We start from the raw sequence: 24854 nt of genomic DNA, 5'->3' as shown, positions 1-24854 counted from the left end.
ATGGGCCTGCACCTGAACGAAGGCGGCGATGACCTCGCCGAGAACCATGAAATCAACGTGACGCCGTTCATCGACGTCATGCTGGTGCTGCTGATCATCTTCATGGTCGCAGCCCCCCTGGCGACGGTGGACATCAAGGTCGACTTGCCCGCCTCGACCGCCAAGCCGGCGCCGCGGCCCGAGAAACCGGTGTTCCTCAGCGTCAAGGCCGACCAGAACCTGTACGTGGGCGACGACAAGGTCGAGCGCACGCAGCTGGGCCAGATCCTCGATGCCAAGACCCACGGCAACAAGGACACGACCATCTTCTTCCAGGCCGACAAAGGCGTGGATTACGGCGACCTGATGGAAGTGATGAACACCCTGCGCGGCGCGGGCTACCTGAAGGTAGGCCTGGTCGGCCTTGAGACGGCAGCCAAGCAATGATCACGACGCGCCAGAAAACGACGCGTTATGTTGCCAGCCTGGCGGTCGTCCTCGGTGTGCACGCTGCGGCCATCGTGATTGCCTTGAACTGGCCCGCGCCGCAGCCCATCGAGCTGCCGCCGCAGGCCATGATGGTGGAGATGGCGCCGCTGCCCGAACCGGCGCCACCACCGCCGCCGCAGGTCGTCACGCCGCCGCCACCGCCCGAGCCTGTGGTCGAGGACCCATTGCCCAAGCTGGCCGAAGCGCCCAAGCCGACCATCTCGGTGCCCAAGCCGACGCCGCCCAAGCCCAAGCCCAAACCGCAGCCGCCCAAGGTCGAGAAGAAACCCGAGCCGCCCAAGGAGCAGCCGCCAGCCGAGCAGACCGTGGACAGCCGCCCGGCACCGCCACAACCGGCCAAGCCGGCAGCGCCTGCGCCCAGCCCGCCGTCCAACAGCAATGCGTTGCCCAGCTGGCAGGGCGATCTGCTGCGCCATCTGGCCAAGTACAAGAAGTATCCGGAGGATGCGCGTCGCCGCGGCATGACTGGGGTCAACCGCTTGCGCTTCGTGGTGGATGCCGAAGGCCGGGTGTTGTCGTACTCCCTGGCAGGGGGGTCGGGCAGCGCTGCGCTGGATCGCGCCACAATGGAGATGATCCGTCGGGCGCAACCGTTGCCCAAGCCACCGGCCGAAATTCTGGTCAATGGCAGCCTGGAAGTGGTCGCGCCTTTCGTTTACTCGCTGGACAAGCGCTGAATCGCATACTTTGATGCGTTTGCGCGCTGTTGATAACGTGCGTCTATCGGTTGCAGCCGCTATGCTGGGCTCGCAACTTCATGGACGCACGTTATGACCCTCACAGAATTGCGCTACATCGTTACCCTGGCCCAGGAGCAACACTTCGGCCACGCGGCCGAGCGCTGCCACGTCAGCCAGCCCACCCTCTCGGTTGGCGTCAAGAAGCTCGAGGACGAGCTGGGCGTGCTGATCTTCGAGCGCAGCAAGAGCGCCGTGCGCCTGACCCCGGTCGGCGAAGGCATCGTGGCTCAGGCGCAGAAGGTGCTCGAGCAGGCCCAGGGCATCCGCGAGCTGGCCCAGGCCGGCAAGAACCAGCTCACCGCACCGCTCAAGGTCGGCGCCATCTATACCGTTGGCCCGTACCTGTTCCCGCACCTCATTCCGCAACTGCACCGCGTGGCGCCGCAGATGCCGCTGTACATCGAGGAAAACTTCACTCACGTGCTGCGCGACAAACTGCGCAACGGTGAGCTGGACGCGGTGATCATCGCGCTGCCATTCAATGAAGCCGATGTGCTGACCCTGCCGCTCTACGACGAGCCGTTCTACGTCCTGATGCCTGCCGACCACCCGTGGACACGCAAGCAAACCATCGACTCGGGCCTGCTCAACGACAAGAGCCTGCTGCTGCTGGGCGAAGGCCACTGCTTCCGCGATCAGGTCCTGGAGGCCTGCCCGACCCTGACCAAAGGTTCGGAAGGCGCCAAGCACACCACCGTGGAATCCAGTTCGCTGGAAACCATTCGGCACATGGTTGCTTCGGGCCTTGGGGTGTCGATCCTGCCGTTGTCGGCAGTCGACAGCCATCACTACGCGCCTGGCATCATCGAAGTGCGCCCCCTGACCCCGCCGACGCCGTTCCGCACCGTGGCCATCGCCTGGCGCGCCAGCTTCCCGCGGCCCAAGGCCATCGAGATCCTCGCCGACTCGATCCGCCTGTGTTCGGTGGCCAAGCCGGTGGGCCGCGACACGCCATGACCGAGCTGGCTCAGGTATCGGTCACCGCGCTAAAGGGTGTGGGCGAGGCGATGGCGGAAAAACTCGCCAGGGTGGGTCTCGAGAACCTGCAGGACGTATTGTTCCACCTGCCCTTGCGCTATCAGGACCGCACCCGCGTGGTACCGATCGGTGCCCTGCGGCCTGGCCAGGACGCCGTCATCGAAGGCGTGGTCAGTGGCGCCGACGTCTCCATGGGCAAGCGCCGCAGCCTGCTGGTGCGCCTGGGCGATGGCAGTGGTTCGTTGAGCCTGCGCTTCTATCACTTCAGCAATGCCCAGAAGGAAGCGCTCAAGCGTGGCACCCACCTGCGTTGCTACGGCGAGGCACGGCCCGGCGCCTCGGGGCTGGAAATCTACCACCCCGAATACCGCGTCCTGACCGGCGAAGAAGACATTCCGGTCGAGCAGAACCTGACGCCGATCTACCCCACTACCGAAGGCCTTACCCAGCAGCGTCTGCGTCAGCTGTCCCAGCAGGCCCTCGACCTGCTGGGCCCGCGCAGCCTGCCCGACTGGTTGCCCCTGGAACTGGCGCGCGAGCACCAGTTGGCGCCCCTGGATGAAGCGATCCGCTACCTGCATCGGCCACCGCCGGACGCCGATCTCGAGGAGCTTGCGGTAGGGCATCACTGGGCCCAGCACCGCCTGGCCTTCGAAGAGCTGCTGACCCATCAGCTGTCCCAGCAGCGCCTGCGCGAAAGCCTGCGCGCCCAGCGCGCCCCCGCCCTGCCCCAGGCTCGCGACCTGCCGGTACGCTACCTGGACAACCTGGGTTTTGCGCCAACCGGCGCCCAACGTCGGGTGGGTGCCGAAATCGCCTACGACTTGAGCCAGCCGGAGCCGATGTTGCGCCTGGTGCAGGGCGACGTTGGCGCGGGCAAGACAGTGGTTGCGGCCCTCGCGGCACTGCAAGCGCTGGAAGCGGGCTATCAGGTGGCCTTGATGGCGCCGACCGAGATTCTCGCCGAGCAGCACTTCATCACCTTCCAGCGCTGGCTCGAGCCCTTGGGCATCGAAGTCGCGTGGCTGGCCGGCAAGCTCAAGGGCAAGGCACGGGTCAGCGCACTTGAGCGGATTGCCGCGGGTGCGCCGATGGTGGTGGGCACCCACGCGCTGTTCCAGCCCGAAGTGCAGTTCGCCCGGTTGGCCCTGGTGATCATCGACGAACAACATCGTTTCGGTGTGCAGCAGCGCCTGGCCTTGCGCCAGAAAGGCGTGGGCGGAACGATGTGCCCGCATCAGTTGATCATGACCGCCACGCCGATCCCGCGGACGTTGGCGATGAGCGCCTATGCCGACCTCGACACGTCCGTACTCGACGAGCTGCCGCCGGGACGTACGCCGGTCAATACCGTGCTGGTGGTCGACAGCCGCCGCCCCGAAGTGGTGGAGCGAGTGCGCGCCGCCTGTGCCGAAGGCCGTCAGGCCTATTGGGTGTGCACCCTGATCGAGGAATCCGAAGAGCTGACCTGCCAGGCCGCGCAAAGCACTTTCGAGGAACTCACCCTGGCCTTGGGCGAGCTGCGCGTGGGGTTGATCCACGGGCGCATGAAGCCGGTCGAGAAGGCCGAGGTGATGGCGCTGTTCAAGGCCGCCGAGCTTCAGCTGCTGGTGGCGACCACGGTGATCGAAGTCGGCGTCGACGTGCCCAACTCCAGCCTGATGATCATCGAGAACCCGGAACGCCTGGGCCTGGCCCAGCTCCACCAGCTGCGCGGACGCGTCGGTCGCGGCAGCGCCGCCAGCCACTGCGTGTTGCTCTACCATCCGCCGCTGTCGCAGATCGGTCGGGAACGGCTGGGTATCATGCGTGAAACCAACGACGGCTTCGTGATTGCCGAGAAGGACCTGCAACTGCGGGGCCCCGGCGAAATGCTCGGCACCCGGCAAACAGGCCTGCTGCAGTTCAAGGTCGCCGACCTGATGCGCGACGCCGACCTGCTGCCGGCCGTGCGCGATGCGGCCCAGGAGCTGATTCAGCGCTGGCCCGGACATGTCACGCCGCTGCTCGAACGTTGGCTGCGACATGGGCAGCAATACGGTCAGGTCTGAAGCACTCCAGAAACTTGCACGATACAGAGCTCGGTTTCCCAGGCAAGCTGAGTATACTGAAGTGAATGTAGGACAATGGATGCAGACCATGAATGAACTTGCGCTGGAAGCCGTCACCTCGCCCGTCCCCTCGGTCATCCAGAAGATGCTCAGCGATTCTGGCATCGCCTGGACCCTGGTCGATGGGCAACCCCTGACCGCCGCCGATGCCAGCCGCACGATCCAGGCCGTCCTGCTGGAGGACGAGATCGGCGCACTCATGGTGCTGTTTCCTCAAAGCCAGCTGCTGGACCTCGGTCGCCTGGCCGAACTGACCGGTCGCAAGCTCGCAGCCGTGTCCGAGGAGCGCCTGGCATCCATGCTCGGCAAGCATCGCCTGGCCGTGCTCCCTGGCTTGCCGATCCTGACCAGCTCGCCCTGCCTGTACGACGAGCGATTGCTGCTCGAACCCACGCTGCTGATCAGCTCCGGTGAACCCGGTGGATGGCTCGAGCTGGGCGTCGATGATTTCCGCAAGATGCTGACCAAAGCCAGCTCCAACGCCTTCGGCGAGCCCTTGGCCAACGTCCGGCCCAACCTCGATCGACCTGCGGACGACGGCAAGGAAATCACTCGCGCCGTGCAGAACTTCACCGCACGGCGGATACAACAGCGCCTGGAATCGACCATCGAGATTCCTCCCCTGGCGGCCACCGCGCAGAAGATCATCAAGCTGCGTGTCGACCCCAATGCGACCATCGACGACATCACCGGCGTGGTCGAGACCGATCCGGCGCTGGCTGCGCAGGTAGTCAGTTGGGCGGCTTCGCCCTACTACGCCTCACCGGGCAAGATTCGTTCGGTGGAAGATGCCATCGTCCGCGTGCTCGGATTCGATCTGGTGATCAATCTGGCGCTGGGCCTGGCCTTGGGCAAGACCATGAGCCTGCCCAAGGATCATCCGCGCCACGCCACGCCCCATTGGCACCAGTCCATCTACGTGGCAGCGGTGATCGAGGGTCTGACTCGTGCCATGCCGCGGGCCAGTCGTCCGGAAGCCGGCCTTACCTACCTGGCTGGCTTGCTGCACAACTTCGGCTACCTGCTGCTCGCCCACTTGTTTCCACCGCATTTCCAGCTGATCTGCCGACACCTGGAGGTCAACCCGCACCTGCAACATGATTTCGTCGAGCAGCATTTGCTGGGCGTGACCCGCGAACAGATGGGCGCTTGGCTGATGCGCTATTGGGAAATGCCGGAAGAGCTCAGCACCGCGTTGCGCTTTCAGCACGATCCTGGTTATACCGGCGAGCATGCGGCCTATGCCAACCTCGTGTGCCTGGCCATCCGCCTGCTGCGCAGCCGTGGCATCGGCAGCGGCGATCAGCACATTCCCGATGCCTTGTTCGAGCACCTGGAACTGAGCCGAGACAAGGCCGAAGCGGTCGTGAGCAAGGTGCTGGAAGCCGAGGCGCTGTTGCGCGAGCTGGCCCACCAGTTCGACTGATGAGTGCGCGGTAGCCTCAGCGTTTCCTGGGCTTGAGGTATTTCATCGCGCCCTGGAACCACATCACCAGCGCCGGATTGCCCTTGATCTGGATGTGCTTGTCCTGGATGCCCTGCATGAATGCCAGCTGTTTGTTGCTGGCCTGCAGGGTGTCGTAGCCGTACGCGGCATCCTTGAAGGCAATCGCGAAGGCCGGCTGCTCGACGCTGCCGCTGCGGCTGGTCACGCGTTGATCGCGCACGGTGAAATGCCGGGCGATCTTGCCGTCCAGTGTCTGCAACTGGAACACCAGGTCTTTGTCCTTGAGCTGCTGGGCGAAGGCTGGGTTGTTGCGGCTGGCGCGGGCCATCATCAGGCCCATGGCCCAGAGCAGGAAGCGGAATTTCATGGCGAGGTCTCGGCGCGGGAACGTGGCGGCGAGTGTACCGGCAATGCCTGGGTCAAGGCAGTCCGGCTGCGGCGGGACAGGCTATCTGGCTGGTATGGCGGCGGGTATGGCGCAAGCACCCGGCGGACCGGGTGCCTTGGCGGGCTGCGCTCGGCGGCGCGGTACCAGACGCCTTATTTGGTGGTGTTCACGCTGTCCTTGAGAAATTTCCCAGGCTTGAAGGCAACGGTATTGCTGGCCTTGATCTTCACTGGCTCGCCGGTCTGCGGATTCTTGCCGGTACGGGCGCCGCGATGACGCTGGATGAAGGTGCCGAAGCCCACCAGAGTGACACTGTCCTTGCGGTGCAGTGCGCCGGTGATTTCTTCGAGTACGGCATTCAAGACGCGGTTGGCCTCTTCCTTGGTCAGGTCCGCTTTTTCAGCGATAGCATCTACGAGCTCTGGTTTACGCATGGTGAAGCCTCTTATGGCGGTTTTTGTTTTTATTGGCGGCGGCCTGGAGGATGGCGACGCCTAACTCGCCGCAGGCTCTACGCTGCGGCAGACCAAGTGAGAATGGCACGCTGCACGAGGGCGCGCCAGTGTCTGCCACGGGTTTGTTGCGGCAAAGCGCGGTTTATTCCGACAGAACGGTGCCGATCAGAGCAGGCGTGCCTGTACGGGGGTCATGATCAACCGATCTCGATCATTTCGAAATCCATCTTGCCCACGCCACAGTCGGGGCACAGCCAGTCTTCGGGCACGTCTTGCCAAAGGGTGCCGGCAGCGATGCCGTCCTCGGGCCAGCCGTCAGCCTCGTCATAGATCAGGCCACACACGATACATTGCCACTTCTTCATCATCTTCCCTCGGTATTCAGGCGATCTGGCGGGCGCTCGATGGTATGACGTTGTCGCCCGGCTCTGGCGGGTTGTACTGATCAACGCCGTGCGATGCAAGCTTCATCGGGCGGGGGCGGTCAATCGGCGTCGGCAAACATGATAAGCTCGGCGTCTTTTCGGCCGACCCGATCCGCTACCGTGCCCCATTCAGGATACCCCGCCCCCGATTGGCAATGCCTGGCCGACGCCGAACCGCTGGTACGCGACTGGCTGTTCGACCCAGGCTCCCTGACCCGCCGCTTGACCCTGCTCAGTGATGACCATTTCAGCGTCCGCGTGCTGCTGCAGGACTGGCAACCACTGCGCGATGAAGAATGCCTGGCGCTTGGCGTGCCAGTGGGCAGCGAGGGCTGGGTGCGCGAGGTGTGCCTGCTCGGTCATGGCCAGAGCTGGGTGTTCGCCCGCAGTGTGGCGGCGCGCAGCAGCTTGCAGGCCAGTGACCTGGACCTGCAGGCGCTGGGCAATCGTTCGCTCGGCGAGCTGTTGTTCTGCGACCCGGCGTTCGTCCGTGGCCCCATCCAGACCTGCCGCTACCCGGCCCGGTGGCTGCCCGCGCAGCACGCCGGCGAGCAATTCTGGGCCAGGCGCTCGCGCTTCGACCGCGGGCCGCTGGCGGTGCTGGTCGCTGAAGTCTTCCTGCCGCCTGTGTGGCAAGCCGTTCGTAACCATGTGGAGCGTCGTTGATGTACCAGAGCCTGCTCAAGTCGCTGAACCGGCTGAACCCGCGCGCCTGGGATTTCATTCAGCTGACGCGCATGGACAAGCCCATCGGCGTCTACCTGTTGCTGTGGCCAACCCTATGGGCCCTGTGGATTGCCGGTGAAGGCCGGCCTTCGCTGGCCAACCTGGGCATCTTCGTCGCCGGTGTGGTGTTGATGCGCGCGGCCGGTTGCGTGATCAACGATTTCGCCGACCGCAAGGTCGATGGCCACGTCAAGCGCACCGAAGCGCGGCCCTTGGTCAGTGGCAAAATCAGCAGCAAGGAAGCGCTGATGTTCTTTGCCGTGCTGGTGGGCATCAGTTTCGTGCTGGTGCTGTGCACCAACGCCCAGACCATTGGCCTGTCGGTAGGTGGCTTGATATTGGCGGCGAGCTACCCGTTCATGAAGCGCTATACCTACTACCCCCAAGTGGTGCTGGGCATGGCGTTCTCGTGGGGCATGCTGATGGCGTTCACCGCCGAAACCGGTGAATTGCCAGCGGCTGCCTGGCTGCTGTGGATCGCCAACCTGCTCTGGACAGTGGCCTACGACACCTATTACGCCATGACCGACCGCGATGACGACCTGCGCATCGGGGTCAAGTCCACGGCCATTCTGTTCGGCGCGGCCGATCGGCTGATCATCGTCATTCTGCAGGGGCTGGCACTGGCCTGCCTGCTGCTGGCCGGCGCGCGGTTCGACCTTGGCGGCTGGTTTCATGCAGGGCTGGCAGTGGCCGCGCTGTGTTTCGCCTGGCAGTGGTGGCACAGCCGCGAGCGCGAGCGAATGGCCTGCTTCCGAGCGTTTTTGCACAACCATTGGGTAGGGTTGGCCATCTTCGTCGGTATCGTGCTCGACTACGCGCTGCGCTGACGCCGTCCCTGGCCGTCGCGCCGCATCGAGCCGGCGGGTCAGTCTTCCACGGGGCGCGCGACCTGCCAGGCGTTGTCTTTCTTGCCGTCACCGCTGGTGTCGCCAGGCTTCTTGTCAGCCTTGTAGGTGTACAGCGGGCTGCCCATGTAGGCCCACTGCAGGCTGCCGTCGTCGCGGCTGACCACGGTCCAGTCGCCGTCGTCGCTGGCGCCTTTGTTGGCCATCAGCGGTGGCCAGTTCTTCGCGCAGTCGGCGTTGCAGGTCGATTTGCCGTCTTCGTCTTCGGCATAGGTATAGAGCGTCATGCCGCGGCTGTCGACGAACGCCTTGCCCGGCTCCAGCAGCGGGTGGTCGGCGGCCATCGCCATGCCGGACAACGTCAGCGCCAGGGCGCCACACAGGGCCGTCCAGGCCGAAGTCGTACGAGTCTTCATGGGTACCTCTTGTCATCGATGAACAGGGATTTACAGCTTAGTACAGTCTGAATAACTTGATACGCTCGAGCAGCTGTCACACGACTGCAATAATTGCGTTATCTAATGCGGCGCATGACAGGGTAATGACAAGAGGTTTGCACAATGGCTGGCAGGAGCATTCTCATCGTCGACGATGAGGCACCGATCCGCGAAATGATCGCCGTAGCCCTGGAAATGGCAGGCTACGACAGCTTCGAGGCGGAGAACGCCCAGCAGGCCCATGCGATCATCGTCGACCGCAAACCCGATCTCATCCTGCTCGACTGGATGCTGCCCGGCACCTCGGGCATCGAACTGGCCCGGCGCCTCAAGCGCGACGAGCTGACCGGCGATATCCCGATCATCATGCTCACCGCCAAGGGCGAAGAAGACAACAAGATCCAGGGCCTGGAAGTCGGTGCCGACGACTACATCACCAAGCCGTTCTCGCCACGCGAACTGGTGGCCCGGCTCAAGGCCGTGCTGCGCCGTGCCGGCCCCAGCGATGGCGAATCGCCGATCGAAGTCGGCGGCCTGCTGCTCGACCCGATCAGCCATCGCGTGACCATCGACGGCAAGCCTGCCGAAATGGGCCCTACCGAATACCGCCTGTTGCAGTTCTTCATGACCCATCAGGAGCGCGCCTACACCCGCGGACAACTGCTCGACCAGGTCTGGGGTGGCAATGTCTACGTCGAAGAGCGCACCGTGGATGTCCATATCCGGCGTCTGCGCAAGGCCTTGGGCGACGCGTACGAAAATCTGGTACAAACCGTGCGCGGCACCGGTTACCGCTTCTCCACCAAGAGCTGAACCGGCGGGCTTTCACAGCAAAGGATGCGCGATACGTGAAACAAGACTGGTATGCCACCCTCGTGCGTCACATGCTGCTACTGGTAACGGGGTGCCTGCTGGTCGGGCTGATCACTGGCCACTATGGGTGGTGCCTGGCAGTGGGCCTGGGGTTGTACCTGGCCTGGACGCTCAAGCAACTGTTGCGCCTGCACCGCTGGCTGCGCGAGCACCAGCCGGATCAACCGCCGCCCGATGGCTATGGCCTGTGGGGCGAGGTATTCGACAACATCTATCACATGCAGCGACGCGATCAGCGCGCGCGCGGGCGTCTGCAGGCGGTGATCGATCGCGTGCAGGAGTCCACCGCAGCCCTGCGCGATGCCGTGATCATGCTCGACGCCGACGGCAACCTGGAATGGTGGAACCGTGCCGCCGAGACCTTGCTGGGGCTCAAGACCCCGCAGGACAGCGGGCAACCGGTGACCAACCTGATCCGCCATCCGCGCTTCAAGGAATACTTTGCCCAAGAGCAGTACGCCGAACCGCTGGAGATTCCCTCGCCGGTCAACGATCGTGTGCGTGTGCAGTTTCTGATCACGCGCTACGGCAATAACGAACACCTGATGCTGGTGCGCGATGTGACGCGTATCCACCAGCTGGAACAGATGCGCAAGGATTTCGTGGCCAACGTATCCCACGAGCTGCGCACACCGTTGACGGTCATCACGGGCTACCTGGAAACCCTGCTGGACAACGTCGAGGACGTGAACCCGCGCTGGACGCGCGCCTTGCAGCAAATGGAGCAGCAAGGCGTGCGCATGCAGACCCTGCTCAATGACCTGCTGCTGCTCGCCAAGCTGGAAGCCACCGACTACCCCTCGGACAATCTCCCCGTGGCAGTCACGGCCCTGCTGCAGAGCATCGTCGGTGACGCCCGGGCCCTATCCGGGCCACGCAATCAGACGATCAGCCTGGACATCGAGAACGACGTGCTGCTCAAAGGCAGCGAGGCGGAGCTGCGCAGCGCGTTTTCCAACCTGGTGTTCAACGCGGTGAAATACACGCCGGAACAAGGGACCATTCGCGTGCGCTGCTGGGCCGACGCCCAGGGTGCCCATCTGCGGGTACAGGATTCGGGGATCGGCATCGATGCCAAGCACCTGCCGCGCCTGACCGAGCGCTTCTATCGCGTGGACTCCAGCCGCGCTTCCAATACCGGCGGCACCGGGCTGGGGCTGGCCATCGTCAAGCATGTGCTGCTGCGCCATCGGGCGACGCTGGAGATCAGCAGCGTGCCGGGCCATGGCAGTGTCTTCACTTGTCACTTCTCGCTGGTACAGGTGGTGGTTCGGTAACCGCGGCGCGCCCTTCGCGGCCACGGACCGCTCCTACGGAAGTTGTGGTGTTCCCGTAGGAGCGGTCATTGGCCGCGAAGCAGGCGCTGCGGTGCGTTGGGTGAACGCTGCATATGGCTGCCTTATCAGCGCACCCCCTAGGCAAGGGCCCGCCCAGCCGTTACATTGCCAAACACATTACCCACCCTGGGTATCGCCTTAATTCCCCTCCAGCACACGGACACCGTAAAACGCCACCATGGACCCTTCCACAGGCATCTCCCTTTCGTCACTGTTCGCCGACTTCGGCATGATTCTTTTCGCTCTGTTCCTGGTCTTGCTCAACGGCTTCTTCGTTGCCGCCGAGTTCGCCATGGTCAAGCTGCGCTCGACCCGCGTGGAGGCCATCGCCAAGAAGCACGGCTGGCGCGGCAGCATTCTGCGCACCGTGCACAGCCAGCTCGATGCCTACCTGTCCGCCTGCCAGCTGGGTATCACCCTGGCCTCGCTGGGCCTGGGCTGGGTCGGCGAGCCGGCCTTCGCGCACATCCTCGAGCCGCTGCTGGGCGCCGTTGGCGTACAGTCGCCGGAAGTGATCAAGGGCGTATCGTTCTTCAGCGCCTTCTTCGTTATCTCGTACCTGCACATTGTGGTCGGCGAGCTGGCGCCCAAGTCCTGGGCGATCCGCAAGCCCGAGTTGCTGTCGATGTGGACGGCGGTGCCGCTGTACCTGTTCTACTGGGCGATGTACCCGGCCATCTACCTGCTCAATGCCAGCGCTAACGGCATTCTGCGCATCGCCGGCCAAGGCGAACCCGGCCCGCATCACGAACACCACTACAGCCGCGACGAGCTCAAGCTGATCCTGCACTCGAGCCGTGGCCAGGACCCCAGCGACCAAGGCATGCGCGTACTGGCCTCGGCGGTTGAAATGGGCGAGCTGGAGGTGGTCGACTGGGCCAACTCGCGCGAAGACCTGGTGAGCCTGGAATTCAACGCGCCGCTCAAGGAAATCCTGGCGATGTTTCGTCGCCACAAGTTCAGCCGCTATCCGGTGTATGACACAGAGCGCGAAGAATTCGTCGGCCTGCTGCACATCAAGGACCTGCTGCTGGAACTGGCCGCGCTCGACCACCTGCCCGAGTCGTTCAACCTGGCCGAGCTGACCCGTCCGCTGGAGCGCGTCTCGCGGCACATGCCGCTGTCGCGTCTGCTGGAGCAGTTCCGCAAGGGCGGCGCGCACTTCGCCCTGGTCGAAGAAGCCGACGGCAAGATCATCGGCTACCTGACCATGGAAGACGTGCTCGAAGTGCTGGTCGGCGACATCCAGGACGAACACCGCAAGGCCGAGCGCGGCATTCTCGCCTATCAGCCCGGCAAGCTACTGGTGCGGGGCGACACGCCGTTGTTCAAGGTTGAGCGGCTGTTGGGCGTGGACCTGGATCATATCGAGGCGGAAACCCTGGCAGGGCTGATCTACGAGACCCTCAAGCGGGTGCCCGAGGAAGAGGAGCTGCTGGAGGTGGAAGGTTTGCGCATCATCATCAAGAAGATGAAGGGGCCCAAGATCATCCTGGCCAAGGTGCTCAAAATCGAGTGATATGAGCCTCTACTGGCCGCCGACGGCGAAGTTGGGCAGTACGCCCAGTGGCCGGTCGAACTGGTAGGGAATCGATTCCAGCGCCAGGCCGACGTTGCGCTGCACCACGAAATGCAGGTGCGGGCCGGTGCTGTTGCCGGTGTTGCCCGAGCGCGCCAGCGCTGAGCCGACGCTCACTTTCTGGCCTTCCTTGACGCTCACCGAGCCGCGCATCAGGTGCAGGTACACACCCATGGTGCCGTCCTCGTGCAGGATGCGCACGAAGTTGCCCGAAGGGTTGTCACCGCGATTGTTCTGCTCGTTTTCCACCTTGATCACCGTGCCGCCGCGCGCCGCGATGATCGGCGTGCCTTCGGGCATGGCGATGTCCATGGCATAGCGCCCCTTGGCGCCGAAGTGACTGTATTGGCCATTGGGCCCCTGGGTCAGGCGGAAAGGCCCGCCGCGCCATGGGAAGGGGTAGCGGTAGCCGTGTGCCTCGCCCTGCGGATCGCCGATCGAGGACATCAGGGTCTGGGCGTAGCCCAGCGGCTTGCTGGCCTGCTGCGCCGTGAGTATCACCAGGCTGACGCTACTGCGCGCAGGCACCACCCGACGAATGCTGCTGGGCGGCTGGCCTTGCACGTTGCGCAACTTGCTCAGCTTGAGCTCTACCTCGACGGGCGCATACAGATCGTTACGCACCATGAAATTGGCGCTGCCCTTGCTCTTCTTGACCTCGAGACGAACCTGCCGGTCGATGCGTTCGACGATGCGCTCGCGCATCACGAAGACCCGCGCGCCGGGCACAGGCCGGTCGGTATAGGACGTGACGCCATCGGCATTGGTGAATTTGTAGACAGTCGCGGCCTGAGCCAGGGGGGCAGCCGCGAACAGGCCGCAGATCAGCAGGAGGCGATAGATCATGGCGGCAATGTCTGAGAGGAAAAGTGCGCCCAGATTAGCAGGTATCCGCAGAGCGGCAATGTGCCATCTGTCAGGCGCCCGGCACGAAATGCTTTTGCACGGATCCACGGGCGATCAAGCGCGATACATAGTCCAGCTTCTGCGCATCTTGGTCGAGAAAACGGAACGTCAGCTGCAGCCAGTCGCTGTCGGGTTTGGGTTCGAAGGCCGCCACGGCGTGCAGATAACCATTGAGGCGCGCCACTTCGGCGTTCTCGCCCTGCTCCAGGTCCAGCACCGCGAGTTCCAGCACCTGAGGCAGCGTGGCCGTGCGCCGTACCACCAGCAAGGCTTCCTTGAGGCTCAGGGCCTTGATCACGCACTGCTGGCTGCCGCCGGGCAGGCGTAGCTGGCCCTGGCCGCGGCCCATGGGCGCAGCCGCCCGTGGCGACGCTGACGCAGGCGCACCGGTTGACGCGAACGCAGCGGCAGGCTGCGGTGCCGGCGTGGCGGTCCGAGCAGGCTCGGCGCGGCCCGAGGTCAGCGCGCTGAGCGAATCGTTGGCAAAGGCCGAGGCCGCCTGCTGACGGGTCGGCGCGCCTGCAGCCAGGGCCTGCAACTTGCCGACTTTGGCCAGGGCCTTCTTGACCTTGGTCATCAGCTGCTCGTTGGTGAACGGCTTGCCGATGTAATCCGACACGCCGGCCTGGATCGCCTGTACGACGTTTTCCTTGTCGCCACGGCTGGTCACCATGATGAAGGGCAAGGTCTTGCTGTTTTCCTGCTCGCGGGTCCAGGTCAGCAGTTCCAGGCCGGACATTTCCGGCATTTCCCAGTCGCACAGCACCATGTCGTAGCTGTTGTGCATCATCAGCGACTGCGCCTTGCGGCCGTTCACTGCGTCTTCGACGACGATGCCGGGAAAGGCATTGCGCAGGCATTTCTTCACCAGGTCGCGGATGAACGGCGCGTCATCCACTACCAGTACACTGATCTTGCTCATCGACCGCTCCTGAAAACCGCGCGGGCATCGCCACTCGCCGAGGGCCACGTGCCACTCGGCGGGGCTGGCCACACGGCTGCCTCGCTTCGCCCTACAACGAAAAACGCCCGGCAAAGGCCGGGCGTTCGTGTCGGACCACCTTACTTATCGTCAGGTTGGTCCAGAACATTAGCGCTGTCGAGGGTGCCTTCGACTTCCTGCTTCATGCGCTTGAGGCCCATGTGCCGCACATCGGTGCCGCGCACCAGGTAAATCACCAGTTCCGAGATGTTGCGCGCATGGTCGCCGATGCGCTCCAGCGAGCGCAGCACCCAGATCACGTTGAGCACGCGGGAAATGGAGCGCGGGTCTTCCATCATGTAGGTGACCAGCTCGCGCAGCGCGGTCTTGTACTCGCGATCGATGGTCTTGTCGTACTGGGCCACCGATAGGGCCAGGTCGGCGTCGAAGCGGGCGAAGGCGTCGAGCGCGTCGCGCACCATGATGCGCACCTGGTCGCCGATGTGGCGCACCTCGACGTAGCCACGCGGTGACTCGCCCTCCTCGCATAGCTGGATGGCACGGCGGGCGATCTTGGTGGACTCGTCGCCGATACGCTCCAGGTCGATCACCGATTTGGAAATGCTGATGATCAGCCGCAGGTCGGAGGCCGCCGGCTGGCGCCGCGCCAGGATGCGCAGGCATTCCTCGTCGATGTTGCGTTCCATCTGGTTGATCTGCTCGTCGACCTCGCGCACCTGCTGGGCCAGGCCCGAATCGGCCTCGATCAGCGCAGTGACCGCGTCGTTGACTTGCTTCTCGACCAGCCCGCCCATGGCCAGCAGGTGGCTGCGCACCTCCTCCAGTTCGGCGTTGAACTGCTGCGAGATGTGATGGGTAAGGCCTTCTTTACTGATCATGGGTCGAATCCTTGGTGCGTCCGCTCGGGATGATGCCAGCAACGGCGGCGAAGCCCTAGCCGTAGCGACCGGTGATGTAGTCTTCGGTCTGCTTCTTGGCCGGGTTGGTGAACAGCGTGTCGGTGTCGCCGAACTCCACCAGCTTGCCCATGTACATGAACGCCGTGTAGTCGGACACCCGTGCGGCCTGCTGCATGTTGTGGGTGACGATGACGATGGTGTACTTGGACTTGAGCTCGTAGATCAGCTCTTCGACCTTGAGCGTGGAGATCGGATCGAGCGCCGAGCACGGCTCGTCGAGCAGCAATACCTCGGGCTCGACGGCGATGGTGCGGGCGATCACCAAGCGCTGCTGCTGGCCGCCGGACAGGCCCAGGGCCGACTCGTGCAGGCGGTCCTTGACCTCGTCCCACAGCGCCGCGCCCCTGAGTGCCCATTCGACCGCTTCGTCGAGGATGCGCTTCTTGTTGATGCCCTGGATGCGCAGGCCGTAGACCACGTTTTCGTAGATGGTCTTGGGGAACGGATTGGGCTTCTGGAACACCATGCCGACGCGACGACGCAGCTCGGCGACGTCTTCACCCTTGCGATAGATGTCGTTGCCATAGAGGTTGATCGCGCCCTGCACACGGCAGCCGTCGACCAGGTCGTTCATGCGGTTGAAGGTGCGCAGCAGGGTCGATTTGCCGCAGCCCGACGGACCGATGAACGCGGTCACGCGTTGCTTGGGAATGTTCATGCCGATGTCGAACAGCGCTTGCTTGTCGCCGTAGAACAGGCTCAAGCCGGGCACTTCGATGGCTACGGTTTCCTTGGCCAGGTTCAGGCCCTGCTTGTCGCGCCCCAGGGCCGACAGGTTGATGCCATGGGATGGGTTTTCATGCTGCATGGCAGACTCCAAAGGCTGTCAAATTCTGTTCGCGCTGCAAACGTGTGGTGCGGGTGAGCGCACTCAACTGTCCAGCGCCTTGTACTTCTCGCGCAAATGGTTGCGAATCCAGACCGCCGACAGGTTCAGCGTAGCGATCACCAGCACCAGCAACAATGCGGTGGCATACACCAGCGGTCGGGCGGCTTCGACGTTGGGGCTCTGGAACCCCACGTCATAGATATGGAAGCCCAGGTGCATGATCTTCTGATCCAGGTGCAGGTACGGGTAGTTGCCGTCCAGCGGCAGCGACGGCGCCAGCTTGACCACGCCCACCAGCATCAGCGGGGCCACCTCGCCAGCGGCACGGGCCACCGCCAGGATCATGCCGGTCATCATCGCCGGGCTGGCCATGGGCAGGACGATCTTCCACAGGGTTTCCGCCTTGGTCGCGCCAAGGGCCAGGGAACCTTCGCGCACGGTGCGCGGAATCCGCGCCAGACCTTCCTCGGTGGCCACGATCACCACCGGCACCGCCAGCAGCGCCAGGGTCAGCGAGGCCCACAACAAGCCGGGCGTGCCGAAGGTCGGCGCTGGCAGGGCTTCGGGGAAGAACAGCCGATCGACCGAGCCACCGAGCACGTACACGAAGAACCCCAGGCCAAACACGCCATAGACGATGGCCGGCACCCCCGCCAGGTTGTTCACCGCGATGCGGATCAGCCGAGTCAGGGCGTTCTGCTTGGCGTATTCGCGCAGGTACACCGCTGCCAGCACGCCAAACGGCGTGACGATGACGGCCATGATCAGGGTCATCATCACCGTGCCGAAAATGGCCGGGAAGATCCCGCCTTCGGTGTTGGCTTCACGCGGATCGTCGCTGAGGAATTCCCACATCTTGTTGAAGTAGAAACCCAGCTTGGTCAGCGTGCTCATGGCATTGGGCTGATAAGCGTGGACGATCTGGCCCAGCTGGACCTCGATTTCCTTGCCGTTGGCGTCGCGCACCGTGATGCTGTCGCGGTTGACCTGGGCATGCAGCGCACCCAGGCGGGTTTCGATGTCTTTGTAGCGCGCATCGAGCTCGGCACGCTCGGCGTCCATGTCGGCCTGAGCGGCTGGATTGAGCTGGCCTTCGAGCTCCAGGCGACGGCTTTGCAGGCGCAGCCTTTCGAGCCCGGCGTTGACCTTGCCGATGTCGGATTTTTCCAGTCGGCCGAGCGCGTCCGCCAGGTCGCTGACCCGCAAGATGCGGCTTTGCAGCTCCGGCCAGGCACCCTCGCCCTCGGCCACGACCTTGCCCTGCTCCTTGATGTTGACCAGGTAGCCGTAGAAATTGCCCCACTCGCGACGTTCCAGCGCCAGCAATTCGGGTGGGGTGCTCTGTTCGGTCAGCCAGTCACCGACGATCCAAGTGAAATCGGCACCGTTGATGTCGCGGTTGCCCACCTTGACCAGCTCTCGGGTCATGAACTCGGGGCCGTCGTCGGGCACCGGCAGGCCAGCGCTCTTCAGGCGTTCGCGCGGCACCTCTTCCTGCTGCACGATCTCGCCGATGACCAGATGATTGGCCATCCCCGGCACGTTGTAGCTGGCGTGGACCAGGTCCGCCGGCCAGAAGTGCGCCAGACCGCGCACGGCGATCACGGCCAGCAGGCCCAGCGTCATGATGACCGCAATGGACACGGCGCCACCGCTGATCCAGACACCGGGCGAGCCGCTCTTGAACCAGCCTTTCAGGGAGTTCTGCTTCACAGCCGGCTACCTTTTCTCAAAGCGATGAATATTTCTTGCGCAGGCGCTGACGAATCAGCTCGGCCGCGGTGTTCATGACAAAGGTGAACAACAGCAACACCAGGGCCGAGAGGAACAGCACGCGGTAATGGCTGCCGCCCACTTCCGACTCCGGCATTTCCACCGCCACGTTGGCGGCCAGGGTGCGCAGTCCTTCGAACAGGTTCATTTCCATGACCGGCGTGTTGCCGGTGGCCATCAGCACGATCATGGTTTCGCCCACGGCCCGGCCCATGCCGATCATCAACGCCGAGAAGATGCCCGGGCTGGCGGTCAGGATCACCACGCGTGTCAATGTCTGCCACGGCGTGGCGCCCAGCGCCAGCGAGCCAAGGGTCAGGCCGCGCGGCACGCTGAACACGGCGTCCTCGGCAATCGAATAGATGTTAGGAATGACCGCGAAGCCCATGGCCAGGCCCACTACCAGCGCGTTGCGTTGGTCGTAGGTGATGCCCAGGTCGTTGCTGATCCACAGGCGCATGTCGCCGCCGAACCACCAGGTTTCCAGGAACGGGCTCATGTACAGAGCGAACCAGCCCACTAGCAGGATCACCGGGATCAAGATCGCACTTTCCCAACCATCCGGGATGCGCAGGCGAATCGACTCGGGCAGACGACTGACCAGAAAGCCTGCACTCAGAATGCCCAGCGGGGTGAGCAGAAGCAGGCTGAAGATACCCGGCAGATGGCCTTCCACATAGGGTGCCAGAAACAGGCCGGCGAAGAAGCCGAGGATCACCGTGGGCATGGCTTCCATCAGCTCGATGACTGGCTTGACCTTGCGACGCATGCCCGGAGCCATGAAGTAGGCGGTGTAGATCGCGGCGGCGATGGCCAGTGGCGCGGCGAGCAGCATCGCGTAGAACGCGGCCTTCAAGGTACCGAAGGTCAACGGCGCCAGGCTCATCTTGGGCTCGAAATCGGTGTTGGCCGCCGTCGACTGCCAGACGTAGGCGGGCTTGTCGTAGTTCTCGTACCAGACCTTGCTCCACATCGAGCTCCACGACACTTCCGGATGCGGGTTGTGCAGGCTCAACGGCTGCAATGCGCCGTTGGCTTCGACCATGAGCCTGTTGGCCCGTGGCGACAAGGCGTAGATACCGGGACCGTCGACCACCTGCTCGACCAGCAGCGTACGGTGGGCGGTGCTGTGGAACACGCCCAGCTGGCCCGAAGCGTCCAGGGCGGTAAAGCCCTTGCGACGCTGCTCGGAGCTGATCTGCACGATCGGCGAGTGGCCCATCTGGAACGTACGGATCTGCTTGAGGCGCGGTTCGCCGTCCTCGTCGCGGGCCATGAACCATTGCGCCAGGCCGCCCTTGGAGTCGCCGATGATCAGCGAGATGCCGCCGACCAGTTGCGCGCTGGCGGTGATCTGGGTGTCGGCGTTTTCGCTGAGCTTGTAGCGGCCGTTCATGCTGCGGTCACGCAGGCTGAAAACATCGGCCTGGGCACGTCCGTTGATCACGTACAGCCACTGCTGACGCGGGTCGATGAAGATCGCCTTCACCGCCTGGTTCATCTGCGGCAGCTCGATGCGCTTCTGCTCGTTAGTGACCTCGCCGGTCATCATGCTTTCTTCGCGGGTGAGTTGCAGCACGTTGAGCTGGTCGCCGGTCGAGCCGGCCAGGATCAGGCTGGCATCGCTGGCATTGATACTGACCCGCTCCAGCGCGCGACCCTGGGGGTCGAGTACGATGGGGGTATTGCCGTAGGGGTATTCGATCGCCGGCGTGATGGTCTTGTTGCCACCTGGGTAGGTCACGCGGTAGGTATGACGAAATACCAGGGCCGCACCGTTCGACAAGCCCAGTACCACCAGCGGTGCGCCGGGCTGGTCCTTGGCGCTGGCGGTCACGGTCACCCCGGCCGGAATCGGCAGCGCCGTGCGCGACAGCTCTTCACCGGTATGGGCATTGAAGAACAGCGCCGTGCCCTGCTCGGAAACGCGCATGCCCGCTTCGTTCTGCTCTTCGAGCGCGTACACCAAAGGCTTGCCGGCCTCCTGCAGCCATGCCGGATGCAAGGGCGCCTCGACGGTCAGGTCGGCGCCTTTGAACAGCGGCACCACGACATAGGCGAGGAAGAAGAAAATCAGGGTGATCGCGGCCAGCACCGCCAGGCCACCAACCAACACATACCAGCGCGTGAAGCGATCCTTGAGCGCACGCATGCGCCGCTTGCGCTGCATCTCGGGGGTGTTGAAATCGATGCGCTTGGGTGGAGAAGTCGGGGTCATCGGGAATTGGCCAGATCGTTCATGCGCACACCCTAGCGATCCTGTATGACAGAAACATGACAACGAGGTGACGCGACAAAATCGCCGGCCGGCTCAAGGCCGTCGGCGAATGGATATACGGTAATCCCGTAGGAGCGGTCTTTGGCCGCGAACCTGTCACTGCGGTGCATCAGGTGTACCGCGGCGCTCTTTTCGCGGCCACCGGCCGCTCCTACAGGGTGGCTATATTCACTGCTTGGCGACGTCTGCCCCTTCCTTCAAGCCCAGGTCGGCCAGTGCCTTGGCGGCGACCTTGGCAGGCAGGGGAATGTAGCCATCCTTGACCACGACTTCCTGGCCCTGCTTGGACAGCATCAGCTTGACGAACTCGGCCTCCAGCGGTGCCAGTGGCTTGTTCGGTGCCTTGTTGACGTACACATAGAGGAAGCGCGACAGCGGGTACTTGCCGTTCAGGGCGTTTTCCTCGGTGTCTTCGATGAAGTCGGTGCTGCCCTTCTTGGCCAATGGCACGGTCTTCACACTGGCCGTCTTGTAGCCGATACCCGAGTAACCGATGCCGTTCAGCGAGCTGCTGATCGACTGCACCACCGAGGCCGAGCCCGGCTGTTCGTTCACGTTGGGCTTGTAGTCACCCTTGCACAGGGCTTCCTCCTTGAAGTAGCCATAGGTGCCGGACACCGAGTTGCGACCGAACAGCTGCACCGGCTTGTTGGCCAGGTCGCCGGTCACGCCCAGATCGCCCCAGGTCTTCACGTCGGCCTTGGCGCCGCACAGGCGAGTCGACGAGAACACGGCGTCGACCTGCTCCATGGTCAGGTGCTGGATCGGGTTGTCCTTGTGCACGAACACGGCCAGGGCGTCGACGGCCACTGGAATGGCGGTGGGCTTGTAGCCGTATTTCTGCTCGAAGGCCGCCATTTCGGTGTCCTTCATCTTGCGACTCATCGGCCCCAGGTTGGCGGTGCCTTCGATCAGCGCCGTGGGCGCCGTGGCCGAACCGGCTGCCTGGATCTGGATGTTGACGTTCGGGTATTCCTTCTTGTAGTTCTCGGCCCACAAGGTCATCAGGTTGGCCAGGGTATCGGAGCCGACACTGGACAGGTTGCCCGACACGCCGGTGGTCTTGACGTAGGCAGGGATGGAAGGGTCGACGGCGGCTACCGCATTGGCCGTGGCAACGCCAGCAGCGACAAAGGTCATGGCGGCCATCAAACGCGTGAGTTTCATGCCTTGCTCCTAGCGAATCCAGAAAAGGGTGTTGAATCGGCGCTCGGTATCGGTGGGCCGTGGCAACACTCTATGAAAGGATTATGACAGTAGGATGAATGGCCATCATCCTCTGCGCGAGGTCCGTTCGCGGGCAGAACCCGCGAACGCGCGCCGGGCTCAGCGCTTCTTGGCCATCAGGTACACGCCGCAGAGGAAGCCGATCACACAGATCGCCGCCACGTAGTAGGCCGGGCCCATGGGGTTGGACTTCATCAGCAGGGTCACCGCCATCGGCGTCAGGCCACCGAAGATGGCGTAGGCCACGTTGTACGAAAACGACAGGCCGGAGAAGCGCACCACGGCCGGGAAGGCCTTGACCATCACGTACGGCACCGCACCGATCACACCGACGCTCAGCCCCGTCACCGCATACAGCGGGAACAGCCAATCCGGGTGGGCGTGCAGGCTGTGGAACAGGGTCCAGGAGGTGGCCAGCAGGGCCAGGCTGCCGAATACGAACACCTTGCCGGCGCCGAACCGGTCGGCCAGCGCGCCCGATCCGATGCAGCCCAGGCTCAGGAACACGATCGCCAGGCTGTTGGCCTGCAGCGACTGCTTGGGGGTAAACCCGTAGAGGGTCTGCAGGATGGTCGGGGTCATCAGGATGACCACGATGATCCCCGCCGACAGCAACCAGGTCAGCAGCATGGAAATGGCCACCGCACCGCGATGGTCGCGCAGCACCGTGCGCAGCGGCACTTCGGCGGCCAGCGCCTTGCGTTGCTGCAGTTCGGCGAAGACCGGGGTTTCATGCAACCAGCGACGCAGGTACACCGAGGCCAGCCCGAATACACCGCCGATCAGGAACGGGATACGCCAGGCGTAGTCGGAAACCTCGGCCGGGGTGTAGATGCTGTTGATGGCCGTGGCCATCAGCGACCCCAGCAGAATCCCGCTGGTCAGGCCGCAGGTCAGCGTGCCGCAGGCATAGCCGACATTGCGCCCCGGCACGTGCTCGGAGACGAACACCCAGGCGCCGGGCACTTCGCCACCGATGGCCGCGCCCTGGATCACGCGCATCAGCAGCAACAGGATGGGTGCGAAGATGCCGATCTGTGCGTAGGTCGGCAGCAGACCCATGATCAGGGTCGGCACGGCCATCATGAAGATGCTCAGGGTAAACATCTTCTTGCGCCCCAGCAGGTCGCCGAAGTGCGCCATGATGATGCCGCCCAGCGGTCGCGCCAGGTAGCCGGCCGCGAAGATGCCGAAAGTCTGCATCAGGCGCAGCCACTCGGGCATGTCGGCGGGGAAGAACAACTTGCCCACCACCGCTGCGAAGAATACGAAGATGATGAAGTCGTAGAACTCAAGTGCACCGCCCAGGGCGGACAACGAAAGTGTCTTGTAATCACTGCGGGTCAGCGGACGCGAAGGCGGAGCGATACTCGAAGGCGCGGCGGTCATGTGATGTTCTCTTATATACAAATCCACAGCTTTGTTGCTGTTTTGGGTTTGGCAGTGCAGGCACGATAGCAAATTGCTAGAAAAAGCACATGGCCTGTATTGGCAAACACAGTAATTGAACAGCGAACGGTCGTTATAGCGGTTCTGCGCCTATATACTGGGCATTATTGAAGGGTGTTGTGCGAAAACGCAGCTAGCGTTGTAGCCGATTTCGCAGAGGTACCCTGTGTGCGCCAGTTGAAAGAAAAGCCGTGTAGGCTTTTGTCATTGGCGACGATCGATGCGCCACTCCAATAAAGCGTCACGGGTCAGAGGCCCCCCGGCATGATTGAACTCGAACAAGAAGACCCAATTCCCCAAGGCGACCTGGCCTTGCAGATCACCGCGCTGCCGCGCGAAACCAATGGCTTCGGTGATATTTTCGGGGGCTGGCTGGTGGCCCAGATGGATTTGGCCGGCACGGCCATGGCCAGCAAGGTTGCCGGAGGCCGCGTGGCCACGGTGGCCATCGATCGCATGGCCTTCCTGGTCCCGGTCGCCGTCGGCGCGCAGTTGTCCTTTTACACCCAGACCCTGGAGATCGGCCGCAGCTCGATCCAGATGATGGTCGAAGTGTGGAGCGACGATCCGCTGTCCAGTGAATGGCGCAAGGTCACCGAAGCCGTCTTCGTGTTCGTCGCCATCGACGGCAGCGGTCGCACCCGCGCGGTACCGCCACGGCGCTGATGAGCCCGCGGCGCTTCACCCCGACTTTTTGAACCCATAGCGAGAACTCTACATGTCTGAGCCGCAGGTCGAATCGGTCAAGCTCGATGAACTCAATTGCTGGCGCATCAGCACCGATCAGGCCGAGCTGCTGATCGCGCAACAGGGCGCCCAGGTAATCAGCTACCAGCGCCACGGGCAGCAGCCGCTGATCTGGCCCAACCCGGCGGCGCTGTACAAGCCGGGCAAGGCCGTTCGTACCGGCGTGCCGGTGTGCTGGCCGTGGTTCGGCAACCTGGCGCGCAACCCCGAGTCGGTGCAGGCCATGCGTACCGCCACCGACGAAGCCTCTGCCCATGGCCTGGTGCGTACGCTGGACTGGGAATTGCTGGGCATCGACCAACTCGAATCGGGCATCAAGGTCGAACTGAGCGTACCGCAGGCCGCTCGCGGCGAACTGCCTGGATGGCCGCACAAGGTCGAAGTCAAGCTGTGCGTGGTACTCGGCGACGCGTTGGAAATCACACTGCACAGCCGCAATCTGGACGACCATCCGGTCACCCTGAGCCAGGCGCTGCACAGTTACTTCGCCGTCAGTGACGTGCGCCAGGCCACGGTCGAGTGCCTGGGCGGCCTGACCTACATCGAGACCCTGGACAACTGGCAGCCCCGCCAGCAGGCCGGGGTGCTCGGCTTTGCCGGCGAGACCGACCGGATCTACCTGAACACTCCGGCGCAGCTGAGCTTCGTCGACCCGGGCTGGCACCGTCGGGTAACCCTCGCCTCCACCGGCTCGCGCAGCGCGGTGGTGTGGAACCCATGGACCGCACGGGCCGCAGCCTTGCCGGACATGGCCGACGACGGTTGGCAGGGCATGCTGTGCATCGAGACGGCGAACGTGTGGGATGACGTGGTGACGCTGGCGCCTGGCGCGGCCTGTGCCATGGGTGTGAGGTTTACTGCTTCACAGCTTTGATTTATGCAGGCTTTGCGGGCCTCTTCGCGGGCAGAG

24 protein-coding genes are annotated in these 24854 nt (G+C 63.7%); 12 read left to right on the top strand and 12 right to left on the bottom strand.

Going from position 1 to position 24854, the window contains the following annotated elements:
• The 5 genes from exbD to LT40_RS16435 all read left to right on the top strand — a co-directional run bounded on the left by exbD (position 1) and on the right by LT40_RS16435 (position 5744).
• A complete protein-coding gene (gene exbD, locus LT40_RS16455; protein ID WP_043192170.1) occupies positions 1-426 on the top strand; it encodes a TonB system transport protein ExbD in 426 nt (141 codons plus the stop codon).
• Positions 423-1166 carry an energy transducer TonB gene (locus tag LT40_RS16450; RefSeq protein ID WP_043192168.1) on the top strand — a complete coding sequence of 248 codons (744 nt, stop codon included), beginning with the start codon at positions 423-425 and terminating at the stop codon, positions 1164-1166. The genes exbD and LT40_RS16450 overlap by 4 nt, the downstream gene beginning before the upstream one ends.
• Before the next feature lie 93 nt (positions 1167-1259).
• Entirely contained in the window at positions 1260-2186 is a 927-nt protein-coding gene (locus LT40_RS16445) for a hydrogen peroxide-inducible genes activator (protein WP_043192166.1), read from the top strand.
• Entirely contained in the window at positions 2183-4258 is a 2076-nt protein-coding gene (gene recG / locus LT40_RS16440) for an ATP-dependent DNA helicase RecG (protein ID WP_043193769.1), read from the top strand. The genes LT40_RS16445 and recG overlap by 4 nt, the downstream gene beginning before the upstream one ends.
• 88 nt (positions 4259-4346) lie before the next feature.
• Positions 4347-5744 carry an aminoacyl-tRNA deacylase and HDOD domain-containing protein gene (locus tag LT40_RS16435; RefSeq protein WP_043193767.1) on the top strand — a complete coding sequence of 466 codons (1398 nt, stop codon included), beginning with the start codon at positions 4347-4349 and terminating at the stop codon, positions 5742-5744.
• Positions 5745-5760: 16 nt separating this feature from the next.
• Here the strand turns inward: LT40_RS16435 and LT40_RS16430 are convergent, their stop codons facing one another.
• From LT40_RS16430 to LT40_RS16420, 3 genes are all read right to left on the bottom strand, one after another.
• Positions 5761-6132, bottom strand: a complete 372-nt coding sequence (locus LT40_RS16430) for an SCP2 sterol-binding domain-containing protein (protein WP_043192164.1) — start codon at positions 6130-6132, stop codon at positions 5761-5763.
• A 173-nt stretch (positions 6133-6305) separates the two neighbouring features.
• A complete protein-coding gene (locus LT40_RS16425; RefSeq protein ID WP_043192162.1) occupies positions 6306-6587 on the bottom strand; it encodes an HU family DNA-binding protein in 282 nt (93 codons plus the stop codon).
• A 218-nt stretch (positions 6588-6805) separates the two neighbouring features.
• Positions 6806-6973, bottom strand: a complete 168-nt coding sequence (locus LT40_RS16420; RefSeq protein WP_043192160.1) for a rubredoxin — start codon at positions 6971-6973, stop codon at positions 6806-6808.
• Between the two features lie 180 nt (positions 6974-7153).
• Here LT40_RS16420 and LT40_RS16415 point away from each other — a divergent pair, with 180 nt between their 5' ends.
• Both LT40_RS16415 and ubiA read left to right on the top strand, forming a co-directional pair.
• Positions 7154-7699: a chorismate--pyruvate lyase family protein gene (locus LT40_RS16415; protein ID WP_420329670.1), complete on the top strand. Its 546-nt coding sequence runs from the start codon at positions 7154-7156 to the stop codon at positions 7697-7699.
• Positions 7699-8589: a 4-hydroxybenzoate octaprenyltransferase gene (ubiA, locus tag LT40_RS16410; protein ID WP_043192158.1), complete on the top strand. Its 891-nt coding sequence runs from the start codon at positions 7699-7701 to the stop codon at positions 8587-8589. The genes LT40_RS16415 and ubiA overlap by 1 nt, the downstream gene beginning before the upstream one ends.
• 38 nt (positions 8590-8627) lie before the next feature.
• Here the strand turns inward: ubiA and LT40_RS16405 are convergent, their stop codons facing one another.
• Positions 8628-9023 (bottom strand): COG4315 family predicted lipoprotein, encoded by a 396-nt coding sequence (locus tag LT40_RS16405; protein ID WP_043192156.1) that lies wholly within the window; start codon positions 9021-9023, stop codon positions 8628-8630.
• A 144-nt stretch (positions 9024-9167) separates the two neighbouring features.
• On the opposite strand from LT40_RS16405, the gene phoB reads away from it, so the two are divergent.
• The 3 genes from phoB to LT40_RS16390 all read left to right on the top strand — a co-directional run bounded on the left by phoB (position 9168) and on the right by LT40_RS16390 (position 12773).
• The gene (gene phoB, locus LT40_RS16400; protein ID WP_043192154.1) at positions 9168-9857 is read left to right on the top strand and encodes a phosphate regulon transcriptional regulator PhoB; all 690 of its coding nucleotides are present in this window, start codon (positions 9168-9170) and stop codon (positions 9855-9857) included.
• A gap of 71 nt (positions 9858-9928) precedes the next feature.
• Positions 9929-11194 (top strand): phosphate regulon sensor histidine kinase PhoR, encoded by a 1266-nt coding sequence (gene phoR, locus LT40_RS16395; RefSeq protein ID WP_237749332.1) that lies wholly within the window; start codon positions 9929-9931, stop codon positions 11192-11194.
• Between the two features lie 238 nt (positions 11195-11432).
• A complete protein-coding gene (locus LT40_RS16390) occupies positions 11433-12773 on the top strand; it encodes a hemolysin family protein (protein WP_043192150.1) in 1341 nt (446 codons plus the stop codon).
• Between the two features lie 9 nt (positions 12774-12782).
• Here LT40_RS16390 and LT40_RS16385 read toward each other — a convergent pair whose 3' ends face one another.
• From LT40_RS16385 to LT40_RS16350, 8 genes are all read right to left on the bottom strand, one after another.
• Complete coding sequence (locus tag LT40_RS16385) at positions 12783-13679, bottom strand: peptidoglycan DD-metalloendopeptidase family protein (RefSeq protein ID WP_043192148.1); 897 nt, start codon at positions 13677-13679, stop codon at positions 12783-12785.
• A 70-nt stretch (positions 13680-13749) separates the two neighbouring features.
• Positions 13750-14661 carry a response regulator gene (locus LT40_RS16380; RefSeq protein WP_043192146.1) on the bottom strand — a complete coding sequence of 304 codons (912 nt, stop codon included), beginning with the start codon at positions 14659-14661 and terminating at the stop codon, positions 13750-13752.
• A 140-nt stretch (positions 14662-14801) separates the two neighbouring features.
• Complete coding sequence (gene phoU, locus LT40_RS16375) at positions 14802-15560, bottom strand: phosphate signaling complex protein PhoU (RefSeq protein ID WP_043192144.1); 759 nt, start codon at positions 15558-15560, stop codon at positions 14802-14804.
• A 55-nt stretch (positions 15561-15615) separates the two neighbouring features.
• Entirely contained in the window at positions 15616-16449 is an 834-nt protein-coding gene (gene pstB, locus LT40_RS16370; RefSeq protein ID WP_043192142.1) for a phosphate ABC transporter ATP-binding protein PstB, read from the bottom strand.
• Positions 16450-16512: 63 nt separating this feature from the next.
• Positions 16513-18183 carry a phosphate ABC transporter permease PstA gene (gene pstA, locus LT40_RS16365; protein WP_043192140.1) on the bottom strand — a complete coding sequence of 557 codons (1671 nt, stop codon included), beginning with the start codon at positions 18181-18183 and terminating at the stop codon, positions 16513-16515.
• A gap of 16 nt (positions 18184-18199) precedes the next feature.
• Positions 18200-20233: an ABC transporter permease subunit gene (locus LT40_RS16360; protein WP_167335536.1), complete on the bottom strand. Its 2034-nt coding sequence runs from the start codon at positions 20231-20233 to the stop codon at positions 18200-18202.
• 456 nt (positions 20234-20689) lie between these two features.
• Positions 20690-21688 carry a phosphate ABC transporter substrate-binding protein PstS family protein gene (locus tag LT40_RS16355; RefSeq protein WP_043192137.1) on the bottom strand — a complete coding sequence of 333 codons (999 nt, stop codon included), beginning with the start codon at positions 21686-21688 and terminating at the stop codon, positions 20690-20692.
• Positions 21689-21847: 159 nt separating this feature from the next.
• Positions 21848-23137 carry an MFS transporter gene (locus LT40_RS16350; RefSeq protein ID WP_043192135.1) on the bottom strand — a complete coding sequence of 430 codons (1290 nt, stop codon included), beginning with the start codon at positions 23135-23137 and terminating at the stop codon, positions 21848-21850.
• 324 nt (positions 23138-23461) lie between these two features.
• On the opposite strand from LT40_RS16350, the gene LT40_RS16345 reads away from it, so the two are divergent.
• A complete protein-coding gene (locus LT40_RS16345) occupies positions 23462-23863 on the top strand; it encodes an acyl-CoA thioesterase (protein ID WP_043192132.1) in 402 nt (133 codons plus the stop codon).
• Between the two features lie 52 nt (positions 23864-23915).
• Positions 23916-24818: a D-hexose-6-phosphate mutarotase gene (locus LT40_RS16340; protein ID WP_043192130.1), complete on the top strand. Its 903-nt coding sequence runs from the start codon at positions 23916-23918 to the stop codon at positions 24816-24818.
• The last annotated feature ends 36 nt before the right edge of the window (positions 24819-24854 follow it).

Source organism: Pseudomonas rhizosphaerae (genome assembly GCF_000761155.1).
Lineage (GTDB): Bacteria > Pseudomonadota > Gammaproteobacteria > Pseudomonadales > Pseudomonadaceae > Aquipseudomonas > Aquipseudomonas rhizosphaerae.
The sequence above is the reverse complement of the archived record's forward strand: the minus strand, read 5'-3'. Positions and strand labels throughout refer to the sequence as shown.

What these genes read in the sequence shown, in the direction of transcription:
- exbD (WP_043192170.1), top strand. Translation starts at nt 1, where the DNA reads ATGGGCCTGCACCTGAACGAAGGCGGCGATGACCTCGCCGAGAACCAT.
- LT40_RS16450 (WP_043192168.1), top strand. Translation starts at nt 423, where the DNA reads ATGATCACGACGCGCCAGAAAACGACGCGTTATGTTGCCAGCCTGGCG.
- LT40_RS16445 (WP_043192166.1), top strand. Translation starts at nt 1,260, where the DNA reads ATGACCCTCACAGAATTGCGCTACATCGTTACCCTGGCCCAGGAGCAA.
- recG (WP_043193769.1), top strand. Translation starts at nt 2,183, where the DNA reads ATGACCGAGCTGGCTCAGGTATCGGTCACCGCGCTAAAGGGTGTGGGC.
- LT40_RS16435 (WP_043193767.1), top strand. Translation starts at nt 4,347, where the DNA reads ATGAATGAACTTGCGCTGGAAGCCGTCACCTCGCCCGTCCCCTCGGTC.
- LT40_RS16430 (WP_043192164.1), bottom strand. Translation starts at nt 6,132, where the DNA reads ATGAAATTCCGCTTCCTGCTCTGGGCCATGGGCCTGATGATGGCCCGC.
- LT40_RS16425 (WP_043192162.1), bottom strand. Translation starts at nt 6,587, where the DNA reads ATGCGTAAACCAGAGCTCGTAGATGCTATCGCTGAAAAAGCGGACCTG.
- LT40_RS16420 (WP_043192160.1), bottom strand. Translation starts at nt 6,973, where the DNA reads ATGAAGAAGTGGCAATGTATCGTGTGTGGCCTGATCTATGACGAGGCT.
- ubiA (WP_043192158.1), top strand. Translation starts at nt 7,699, where the DNA reads ATGTACCAGAGCCTGCTCAAGTCGCTGAACCGGCTGAACCCGCGCGCC.
- LT40_RS16405 (WP_043192156.1), bottom strand. Translation starts at nt 9,023, where the DNA reads ATGAAGACTCGTACGACTTCGGCCTGGACGGCCCTGTGTGGCGCCCTG.
- phoB (WP_043192154.1), top strand. Translation starts at nt 9,168, where the DNA reads ATGGCTGGCAGGAGCATTCTCATCGTCGACGATGAGGCACCGATCCGC.
- phoR (WP_237749332.1), top strand. Translation starts at nt 9,929, where the DNA reads ATGCTGCTACTGGTAACGGGGTGCCTGCTGGTCGGGCTGATCACTGGC.
- LT40_RS16390 (WP_043192150.1), top strand. Translation starts at nt 11,433, where the DNA reads ATGGACCCTTCCACAGGCATCTCCCTTTCGTCACTGTTCGCCGACTTC.
- LT40_RS16385 (WP_043192148.1), bottom strand. Translation starts at nt 13,679, where the DNA reads ATGATCTATCGCCTCCTGCTGATCTGCGGCCTGTTCGCGGCTGCCCCC.
- LT40_RS16380 (WP_043192146.1), bottom strand. Translation starts at nt 14,661, where the DNA reads ATGAGCAAGATCAGTGTACTGGTAGTGGATGACGCGCCGTTCATCCGC.
- phoU (WP_043192144.1), bottom strand. Translation starts at nt 15,560, where the DNA reads ATGATCAGTAAAGAAGGCCTTACCCATCACATCTCGCAGCAGTTCAAC.
- pstB (WP_043192142.1), bottom strand. Translation starts at nt 16,449, where the DNA reads ATGCAGCATGAAAACCCATCCCATGGCATCAACCTGTCGGCCCTGGGG.
- LT40_RS16355 (WP_043192137.1), bottom strand. Translation starts at nt 21,688, where the DNA reads ATGAAACTCACGCGTTTGATGGCCGCCATGACCTTTGTCGCTGCTGGC.
- LT40_RS16350 (WP_043192135.1), bottom strand. Translation starts at nt 23,137, where the DNA reads ATGACCGCCGCGCCTTCGAGTATCGCTCCGCCTTCGCGTCCGCTGACC.
- LT40_RS16345 (WP_043192132.1), top strand. Translation starts at nt 23,462, where the DNA reads ATGATTGAACTCGAACAAGAAGACCCAATTCCCCAAGGCGACCTGGCC.
- LT40_RS16340 (WP_043192130.1), top strand. Translation starts at nt 23,916, where the DNA reads ATGTCTGAGCCGCAGGTCGAATCGGTCAAGCTCGATGAACTCAATTGC.